Below are 9442 nucleotides of genomic sequence, written 5' to 3' on the forward strand. Positions count from 1 at the left end.
GGGGCAAGCCCGTCCCCAGGGAGTTAGTGTGCTTTTGTGGGGGTGGTTTTCCCCCGCGATCTGGTTACTTGGCCGAGTTGATAGCAGCCGCCAGTTTCTTCGCCGCATCGGCCGGCTCAGCCTTGGGGTCGTTGATGTAGTTGGTCACCACATCGAAGAACGCCCCCTGCACGGCCAGCGTGGTGGCCATGTTGTGCGCCATGCTCGGCTGCAGGCCGCCGCTCTTGGCGTCGGCCAGGAAGTCCTTGGCAGAAGTCTGGGCGCAGGCGTCGAAGCCGTACTTGCCCATGTCGGCGAGCATGTCGTTACGCACCGGGATCGAGCCCTTGTTGGTGCTGAACACCTTCTGGAAGTCCTCGCCCAGCACCTTGCGGGCAATGTCCTGCTGGCCCGCCGCGGTGCCGGCATCCTTCTGCTTGAACACCACCAGCGAATCGATGTTGTAGAGGAAGGCCTTGTCGGTGCCGGGGAACGCGACGCACTGGTAGTCCTTGCCGGCGGTTTTCTTGGCCAGGGTCCACTCGCTCTTGGCCCAGTCACCCATGATCTGCATGCCGGCCTTGCCGTTGATGACCTTGGCGGCTTCCAGGTTCCAGTCCTGGCCCTTGCCGTCGGGGTCCATGTAGGTGGCGACCTTCTTCAGTTCGGTCAGCGCCTTGACCATCTCGGGGCCAGTCAGGGCCTTTTCATCGAGGTCGACCAAGGCCTTCTTGTAACCCTCCACGCCCATCACCGAGAGCACCACGTTCTCGAACACGGTGCTGTCTTGCCACGGCTGGCCGCCATGGGCGAGCGGGATGAAGCCGGCGGCCTTGAGCTTGTCGCCTGCCGCGTAGAATTCTTCGAGGGTAGTCGGGGCCTTGTCGATCCCGGCCTTCTTGAACACTTCCGGGTTGATCCACAGCCAGTTGATGCGGTGGATGTTCACCGGCACGGCCACGTAGTCACCGTCGTACTTCACGGTGTCGGCGACTTTCTTGTCGAGCAGGCTGTCCCACTTCTCTTGCTTGGCAACGTCCTTCAACACATCGGCATCGAGCAATCCGGTGGACGCCCAGTCCTGGATATCCGGCCCCTTGATCTGCGCCACGCCGGGCGGGTTGCCGGCCACTGCGCGGCTCTTGAGCACGGTCATGGCGGTGGCACCGCCGCCGCCGGCAACCGCGCCGTCCTTCCAGATGAAACCGTCTTTTTCGACCTGGGCCTTGAGCACATCCACGGCGGCTTTTTCACCGCCGGAAGTCCACCAATGGACAACTTCCACGCTGCCTTTGGCATCGGCGGCATGGGCACTGAGGGCGTACAGGGAAGCGAACGAGATCGCGGCGGCGAGACGAAGCGTCGAATGCATGGGGAATACCTTTCTTGTTGTTATGCGTGGCAAGACTGTCGCTTGCTTTGCAGTGAGTGTAAGGACCTCGCGCCCGGCGCCAGGTAACGAACGGATGCGCGAATGTCAGCGTTTGGTTACAAAGCCAGCGCAGTGGCCAGGCTCGGCGCCAGCGGCAGGCGCGGCAGCAACAGGGCCTGCAGCGCGTGGTAGAGATCGGGCTTGCCGCACCAGATGCGCGCGCTGGGCTGGTTGCTCGGGTCCAGTTCGTGGTGCCAGCTGCCGTGTACGCGGTCGATGAAATGCGTGGCGATGAATTCCCAGAAGCAGCGGTACCACTGCTCGTAGTGCGGCTCGCCAGTGCGTCGCAGCAAGGCGGCGGCGGTGGCGCTGGCCTCGGCATGCACCCAGTGCAAGCGCTCGCGCACCAGCGGGCGGTCGCGCCAGTCCAGGGTGTAGACCAGGCCTGGGGCACCGTCGGCGAGCCAGGCGTTGCGGCAAGCGCTGCCGAACAGGCCTTTGGCGGCGTTCAGCAGCGCCTTCGGCACCGGCAGGTCGGCACGCAGCCGGGCAGCTTCCAGGTGCAACAGCAGGCGCGCCCATTCGAAGGCATGCCCGGGGGTGGTGCCATAAGGGCGAAAACCATCGGTGGGGTTGTCGCGGTTGTAGTCCGGCAGCGCTTGCCAGCCTGGGTCGAAATGCTCGGTGACGCGGAACCCGTCGCTGGCGGCCTGGCCGAGGATCAGCCGCTCGACGATGCGCAGGGCGCGGTCCAGCCACAAGGCGTCGCCGGTCACATCCGCCAGCGCCAGGAATGCCTCGACACCATGCATGTTGCTGTTGGCGCCGCGGTAGGCTTCGGCCTGTTGCCAGTCGCGGCTGAAGGACTCACGCAGGGCGCCCTGCGCTTCGCACCAGAAGCGGGTTTCGATGACCTCGATCGCTTGTTCCAGCAACGCGGGAGCAGCGGCGACACCCGCCACCACCGCCGAACTGGCGGCCAGGGCGACGAATGCGTGCAGGTACGCGGCCTTGTCGCTGCCGGCCTGACCTTCAGGATGGGTGAACCAGCCACCGTATTCGGCATCACGCAGCGGACCTTGCAGGGCGGCGACGCCATGCTCGACCAGGTGCAGGCAGCCCGGCACGCCCTGCAGATGGGCCAGGGCAAAGCTGTGGGTCATGCGGGCGGTATTCAGGGTTTCGGCGAGGGCGCCGCGCGGCAGGCGGCCATCGTCATCAAGGTTGCCGAAGCCCTGGGGCAGGCGCGCGGCCTTGGCGAAATCGAGCAGGCACAAGGCCTCGGTGGTGAGCCAGGCGTGGTGTGCGGGGGAATCGAGCCAGCTACGGGTCATTGGCGTCTTCCTTGTTGTTGTCAGCCGATTCTAGCCAGCCGTCCTGGGTGGCATGTCACGAAGACTGGCACGATTGTCACCGCATCGTTACGTCGAGGCCCTCATCGCGGGGCAAGCCCGCCCCCACAACAGCGACACAAACGGGGGAAAGGGGTGTGACGATATGTGTGGGGGAGGTCTTTCTCCAAAGGGGTAGGGGTGTGGGGGGGCGGTGTTCCCCCGCGATTGGCATCAATCAGGCGTACGCGGCAGGTACAACGTCACCCGCAATCCCCCTTCACGAAGATTCAACAGGCTCACCTCTCCGCCATGGCTATGGGCGATATTGCGCGCAATCCCCAGCCCCAACCCATACCCCTGCTGCTGCCCAGCCAAACGGAAGTGCGGCTCGAACACCTGCTCCAAGCGCTGCTCCGGCACCCCCGGCCCCTGATCGTCGACCTGCAATACAAAGCTCTCGGCACTGTCGATGATGCGCAGTTGCGCCCGTTCGCCGTACTTGATGGCGTTGTCGATCAGGTTGCCGATGCAGCGGCGCAGGGCCAGCGACTTGCCCGGGTACGGCGCCAGTGCCCGGCCTTCGAGGGTGATGCGGCCGTCGCGCAGATAAGGCTCGGCCAGCAGCTCCAGCACCTGGTTGAGATCGATCGGTTCGATGTTCTCGTGAATGTCGGTGTCCTTCACGCATTGCAACGCGCCCTTGACCAGCAGCTCCAGCTCATCGAGGTCACGGCTGAACTTGGCCTGCAAGGCCTCGTCTTCCAGCAACTCGACCCGCAGCCGCAGGCGGGTGATCGGTGTGCGCAGGTCGTGGGAGATGGCGCTGAACAGTTGCGAGCGCTCGGTCAGGTAGCGGCTGATGCGTTCACGCATGTTGTTGAACGCCCGCCCCACTTCCACCACTTCACTGCCGCCGCCTTCGGCCACCGGTGCCACCTCGGCGCCCAGCGACAGCTCCCGGGCCGCCCGTGCCAGGCGCTTGAGCGGCCGGCTCTGCCAGTGCACCAGCAAGCCGATGAACAGCAGCAACATCGCGGTGGTCAGGGCAATGAAACCGATCTGCTGGCGTGGCAGGCGTTCGGCTTCAAGGCTGGTGTAGGGCTCGGGCAGCAGCGAGGCGATATACAGCCACTCGCCCTCGCCCAGGCGGATCTGGGTGACCAGCACCGGCGGGTTGAGCGGTTCGAGGGTCAGCGAGTAATGCGCCCACGATCGCGGCAGCTCATCGAGCTTCAGGCCACTGTTGAAGATGCGCAGGTCGTCGGGGCTGACGAACTCCACCGAGATGTCCATCTGCTGCCCGAGGCGTTCGTGCAGCACCTGCTGGAACACCTCGATCACCGCCTGCTTGCGCGGGGTGACGGGCAGCACCGGCATGTCCAGCGGCTTGACGTTGAGCGACACGAAGAAGCGCGTGCCGCCCATGCTGCGCAACTGGTCGAGCACCATTGGCCGGTAGGCCACCGGCAACGAACGGAAGTAGCTGACGCTGGCGCTCATCGAGTGGGCCAGGCTGCTGGCGCTGGCCCGCAGGCCCTGCAGCTGGCTGGCGCGCAGCTGGGCGACCCAGATCACGCTGGAAAGCCCCTGGGCCAGCACCACCACCAGCAGGGTGAGCAGCAACATGCGCCCCAGCAGAGAGCGTGGCAGCAGGCGCCAGCGCCGCTCGCTAGGCCGGGCTGACATGGGCCGCCAGCAAGTAGCCGCTGCCACGCACGGTGCGGATCAGCCGGGGTGGTTTTTCGGTGTCACGCAGGCGCTGGCGCAAGCGGCTGACGCCCATGTCGACGATACGGTCCAGGGGCATCGGCTCGCGCCCGCGGGTGGCATTGCCGATGGTGTCGCGGTCGAGGATCTGTTGGGGGTGGTCGAGGAACAGCTTGAGCAGGGCGAAGTCGGCGCCGGAGAGGATCACTTCCTCGCCATCGCGGTGGAACAGCCGGTGGCTCACCGTGTCCAGGCGCCAGTCGTCAAACGCCAGCACCGGGCTGGCCGGTGCGGCCTGGCCGAAGTCGGCGCGGCGCAGCAGGGCCTTGATCCGCGCCTGCAGCTCACGCGGGCTGAAGGGTTTGCCCAGGTAATCGTCGGCGCCCAGCTCCAGGCCGATGACCCGGTCGGCCTCGTCGGAGCTGGCGGTGAGCATGATGATCGGTACCCGCGACAGCCGGGGGTGCTGGCGCACCCAGCGGCACAGGCTGAAGCCGTCTTCATCGGGCAGCATCACGTCGAGGATCACCAGGTCGCAGGGGGTGGCGTCCAGTGCCCGGCGGAAGGACTGACCGTCGGGCTCGGCCTGCACCTGGAAACCGGCGCGACTCAGGTAGGTTTGCAGCAGTTCGCGAATATCCTGGTCGTCGTCGACCATCAGGATCGATTTGCCGGCAGTGGTCATCATGGTCCGTCCTCTTGTATGCGCAGATCTTTGTGTCTGCTGTGAGGGCCAATCGCGGGGCAAGCCCGCTCCCACAGGGAATCGTGGGAGCGGGCTTGACCCGCGATGGCGCTCAATGATCCAACGCTTGCTGCAGCGCCACCCCCGCCCCCAGCAACCCGGAAAACTCCGCAGTCACCAGCCACACCGGCACCCCGGCGAAATACCCGCTCATGCAGCCCTTGTCGGCAAAACTCGCGGCAAAACCACTGCGCAGGAACAGCTCGGCAAAACGCGGAATCACCCCGCCGACGATATAGACCCCACCGCGCGCGCCCAAGGTGAGCACATTGTTGCCCGCCACCCGACCGAGGAAGCGGCAGAACTGCTCGACCACCGCCAGCGCCCGTGGCTCGTTGGCCAGTGCTGCATCGGTGATCTGCGCCGGGGTCTTGTGCCTGGGCGTGTCGCCATCGAGCGCGCAGAGCGCCTGGTACAAACGCACCAGCCCGCCACCGCTGAGCACGGTCTCGGCACTGACATGGCCGATCTGGCGTTGAATCTCCTGGTGAATCGCCGCTTCGCGGGCATTGCCCACCGGCAGGTCGACATGCCCACCCTCGCCCGGCAACGCCAGCCATTGCTCGCCGTGACGCACGAGGCTACCAACGCCAAGGCCGGTGCCAGGGCCAATCACCAGCACTGGGCGGGAGGGGTCGGCCTGGCCCGGGCAGACTTCTCGATATTCACCTTCGCGCAAACGGGTCATGCCCAGCGCCATGGCGGAGAAGTCGTTGATCAATTGCAGCCGCTCGACCTGCAGGGTCTGGCAGAACGCCCGGCGGCTCAGGCGCCAGTGATTGTTGGTAAAGCGAAACTCATCGCCATCCACCGGCCCGGCAACGGACAGGCACACCGCCGCCAGCCCGCCACGGGCGATGCCCTGTTCGCCCAGGTACGCCTCGATCGCCTGTTCGGGGCTGGTGTAGTCAGCGGTCGCGAGCACCTGGACCGCGTGTAGCTGGTTGTCGCGCCACAGGGCAAAACGTGCGTTGGTACCACCAATGTCGCCAACCAGCAGTTCTTTCACTTGAGAGTCTCCAGGCCAGAGGTGAAGGCACTGGCGCCCTTCTCTGCCGAGCTGAACGCCACACGCATGAAGCCGAACAGCTCGCGACCGCAGCCCAGGTCATTGCCCTTGGGCGGCTCGGCCAGCTCGCGGCTGGCCATTTCCTCGGCCGACAGCAGGATCCGCAACGTGCCTTCGACACCATCGACCCGCACGATATCACCATCGCGCACTCGCGCCAGCGGGCCGCCGTCGAAGGCCTCCGGGCACACATGGATGGCCGCCGGGATCTTGCCCGAAGCGCCAGACATGCGCCCGTCGGTGACCAGCGCCACCTTGAAGCCACGGTCCTGCAGCACGCCAAGGAACGGCGTCAGCTTGTGCAGCTCGGGCATGCCGTTGCAGCGCGGGCCCTGGAAGCGCACCACGGCCACGAAGTCGCATTCCAGCTCGCCGGCCTTGAACGCATCGGCCAGCGACTGCTGGTCATGGAACACCCGCGCCGGGGCCTCCACCACCTGGTGTTCAGGGGCCACGGCGGAGACCTTCATCACGCCACGCCCCAGGTTGCCTTCCATTACCCGCAGGCCGCCCTCGGCGGAGAACGGCCGCGCCACCGGGCGCAGGATGCTCTCGTCGAGGCTCTGTTGCGGGCCTTCGCGCCAGACCAGCTGGCCGTTGTCGAGGAACGGTTCCTGGGTATAGCGACGCAGCCCTGGGCCGGCCACGGTGTTGACGTCCTCGTGCAGCAGCCCGGCATCGAGCAGCTCGCGGATGAGGAAGGCCATGCCGCCGGCGGCCTGGAAGTGGTTGATGTCGGCTTTGCCGTTCGGGTACACGTGGGACAGGGTCGGCACCACCTCGGACAGGTCGGCCATGTCCTGCCAGGTCAGCTGGATGCCGGCGGCCTGGGCGATGGCCGGGATGTGCAGGGTGTGGTTGGTCGAACCGCCGGTGGCGTGCAGGGCGACGATCGAGTTGACCAGCGCCTTCTCGTCGACGATCTCGCCGATCGGCATGAAGCTGCCGCTGGCCTTGGTCATGCGCGTGACCTGGCGCGCAGCCTCGGCGGTGAGGGCATCGCGCAGTGGCGTGTAGGGGTTGACGAACGAGGCGCCGGGCAGGTGCATGCCCATCACTTCCATCACCAGCTGGTTGGTGTTGGCGGTGCCGTAGAAGGTACAGGTGCCTGGGCCGTGGTAGCTGTTCATTTCCGACTCGAGCAGCTCTTCACGAGTGGCCTTGCCCTCGGCGTAGCGCTGGCGCACGTCGGCCTTCTGCTTGTTGGAGATGCCCGAGACCATCGGCCCGCCGGGGACGAAAACGGTCGGCAGGTGGCCGAAGCGCAGCGCACCCATCATCAGCCCAGGGACGATCTTGTCGCAGATGCCCAGCATCAGGGCAGCATCGAACATGTTGTGGGACAGGGCGATGGCGGTGGACATGGCGATCACTTCGCGGCTGGCGATGGCCAGCTCCATGCCCGGCTCGCCCTGGGTCACGCCGTCGCACATGGCCGGCACGCCGCCGGCGAACTGGCCGACCGAGCCAACCTCGCGCAGGGCCTGCTTGATCTGCTCGGGGAAGTGCAGGTACGGCTGGTGCGCCGAGAGCATGTCGTTATATGACGAGACAATGGCCACGTTGGCGGCGTTCATCAGGCGCAAGGTCTGCTTGTCGTCGGCACCGCAGCCGGCCACGCCATGGGCGAAGTTGGCGCATTGCAGGCTGGCGCGCATCGGTCCGTCACTGGCCGCGCCGCGGATAAGCTCAAGGTAGCGTTCACGGGTGGGACGGCTGCGTTCGATCAGCCGTGCGGTGACCTCAAGGATGCGCGGATGCATGTACTGGACTCCAGGCTAACGGTAAGGGCGGCTTCAATGGGCATTTTCCCTCCAAACGATTGCGGCCTAGGCTTGCAGTAAAGGTACCCGGCACATTCGCGGAGCAGCCTGCCCGGCCACTCGTTGTAGATTTAACAAAATACTGCCACTAAAAAGGCTTGTTTTCTATCACGCAGTGAATAATCTTGTAATTCCAATAACAAAACCGTTTCAGTGAAGCTGCCTTTTTGCCACAGGCTTCACCCGACTGCCAGAGGTAACGCCATGACCCTACGCATCGCCATCAACGGATTCGGCCGCATCGGACGCAATGTCCTGCGCGCACTCTACACGCACGGCTACCGTCAGGACCTGCAGGTCGTCGCCATCAACGACCTGGGCGACAGCGCGATGAACGCCCACCTGCTCAAGTACGACAGCGTTCACGGCCATTTCGATGCACAGGTCGAGGCCGACCACGAGAGCCTCACCGTCAACGGCGACCGGATTGCCGTCAGCGCCATCCGCAACCCCGCCGAGCTGCCCTGGAAAGCCCTGGCCATCGATGTAGTGTTCGAATGCACCGGGCTGTTCACCGAGCGCGCCAAGGCTGCCGCGCACCTGGCCGCCGGCGCCGGCAAGGTGATCATCAGCGCACCGGCCAAGGGCGCCGACGCCACCGTGGTGTACGGGGTCAACCACGATGTGCTGCGCGCCTCGCACCAGATCATTTCCAACGCCTCGTGCACCACCAACTGCCTGGCGCCAGTGGCCCAGGTGCTGCACCGCGAATTCGGCATCGAGCAGGGGCTGATGACCACCATCCACGCCTACACCAACGACCAGGTGCTCACCGACGTCTGCCACGCCGACCCGTACCGCGCGCGCTCCGCCACCCAGTCGATGATCCCGAGCAAGACCGGCGCCGCCGAGGCGGTGGGCCTGGTGCTGCCGGAGCTGGCCGGCAAGCTCACCGGCATGGCCGTGAGGGTGCCGGTGATCAACGTGTCGCTGGTCGACCTTACGGTCAACCTGCAGCGTGAGACCACCACAGAGGAGGTCAACCAGCTGTTTCTCGAGGCCAGCCGCCATTCGCGGGTACTGGGTTACAACGCGTTGCCGCTGGTGTCGTGCGACTTCAACCACAACCCGCTGTCGTCGATCTTCGACGCCAACCACACCCGCGCCAACGGCCGCATGCTCAAGGTGCTGGCCTGGTACGACAATGAGTGGGCGTTCTCCAACCGCATGCTGGACAACTGCCTGGCGCTGTTCAGCGCCAAGTAAGCACTTTGCCGGTGGGCGTGGGAGCAACTGTCTTATGTTGTCAGTGCTGGCCTCATCGCTGGCACGCCAGCTCCCACAGGTACGATGCTGCCTCAAGTTAGCGCGATCCATGTGGGAGCGGGGGGGGGGGGGGGGGGGGGGGGGGGGGGGGGGGGGGGGGGGGGGGGGGGGGGGGGGGGGGTGAGGCAAGGGCAACCACGAGCACCA

7 protein-coding genes are annotated in these 9442 nt (G+C 65.7%); 1 reads left to right on the top strand and 6 read right to left on the bottom strand.

The window, feature by feature from the left end; all coding sequences use genetic code 11:
• Positions 1-64: 64 nt before the first annotated feature.
• The 6 genes from ACO6VM_RS06680 to edd form a co-directional block, all read right to left on the bottom strand.
• Positions 65-1351, bottom strand: coding sequence for an ABC transporter substrate-binding protein (locus ACO6VM_RS06680; protein WP_422402952.1), 1287 nt, complete (start codon positions 1349-1351; stop codon positions 65-67).
• A 116-nt stretch (positions 1352-1467) separates the two neighbouring features.
• A complete protein-coding gene (locus tag ACO6VM_RS06685) occupies positions 1468-2685 on the bottom strand; it encodes an AGE family epimerase/isomerase (RefSeq protein ID WP_422402953.1) in 1218 nt (405 codons plus the stop codon).
• Positions 2686-2916: 231 nt separating this feature from the next.
• On the bottom strand, positions 2917-4371 hold the full coding sequence (locus ACO6VM_RS06690; RefSeq protein WP_401060644.1) for an ATP-binding protein: 1455 nt from the start codon (positions 4369-4371) through the stop codon (positions 2917-2919).
• Positions 4355-5077 (bottom strand): response regulator, encoded by a 723-nt coding sequence (locus ACO6VM_RS06695; RefSeq protein WP_401060655.1) that lies wholly within the window; start codon positions 5075-5077, stop codon positions 4355-4357. Before ACO6VM_RS06695 ends, ACO6VM_RS06690 begins: the two co-directional genes overlap by 17 nt.
• Before the next feature lie 112 nt (positions 5078-5189).
• Positions 5190-6146 carry a glucokinase gene (locus ACO6VM_RS06700; RefSeq protein WP_422402954.1) on the bottom strand — a complete coding sequence of 319 codons (957 nt, stop codon included), beginning with the start codon at positions 6144-6146 and terminating at the stop codon, positions 5190-5192.
• Positions 6143-7969: a phosphogluconate dehydratase gene (gene edd, locus ACO6VM_RS06705; RefSeq protein WP_422402955.1), complete on the bottom strand. Its 1827-nt coding sequence runs from the start codon at positions 7967-7969 to the stop codon at positions 6143-6145. The genes ACO6VM_RS06700 and edd overlap by 4 nt, the downstream gene beginning before the upstream one ends.
• Positions 7970-8233: 264 nt before the next feature.
• Between edd and gap the strand changes: the two genes are divergently transcribed.
• Entirely contained in the window at positions 8234-9235 is a 1002-nt protein-coding gene (gene gap / locus ACO6VM_RS06710) for a type I glyceraldehyde-3-phosphate dehydrogenase (RefSeq protein WP_125860030.1), read from the top strand.
• Positions 9236-9442: the final 207 nt, after the last annotated feature.

It is taken from the genome of Pseudomonas sp. GZD-209, from assembly GCF_049310485.1.
Taxonomy (GTDB): Bacteria; Pseudomonadota; Gammaproteobacteria; order Pseudomonadales; family Pseudomonadaceae; genus Aquipseudomonas; species Aquipseudomonas sichuanensis.

What these genes read in the sequence shown, in the direction of transcription:
- ACO6VM_RS06680 (WP_422402952.1), bottom strand. Translation starts at nt 1,351, where the DNA reads ATGCATTCGACGCTTCGTCTCGCCGCCGCGATCTCGTTCGCTTCCCTG.
- ACO6VM_RS06685 (WP_422402953.1), bottom strand. Translation starts at nt 2,685, where the DNA reads ATGACCCGTAGCTGGCTCGATTCCCCCGCACACCACGCCTGGCTCACC.
- ACO6VM_RS06690 (WP_401060644.1), bottom strand. Translation starts at nt 4,371, where the DNA reads ATGTCAGCCCGGCCTAGCGAGCGGCGCTGGCGCCTGCTGCCACGCTCT.
- ACO6VM_RS06695 (WP_401060655.1), bottom strand. Translation starts at nt 5,077, where the DNA reads ATGACCACTGCCGGCAAATCGATCCTGATGGTCGACGACGACCAGGAT.
- edd (WP_422402955.1), bottom strand. Translation starts at nt 7,969, where the DNA reads ATGCATCCGCGCATCCTTGAGGTCACCGCACGGCTGATCGAACGCAGC.
- gap (WP_125860030.1), top strand. Translation starts at nt 8,234, where the DNA reads ATGACCCTACGCATCGCCATCAACGGATTCGGCCGCATCGGACGCAAT.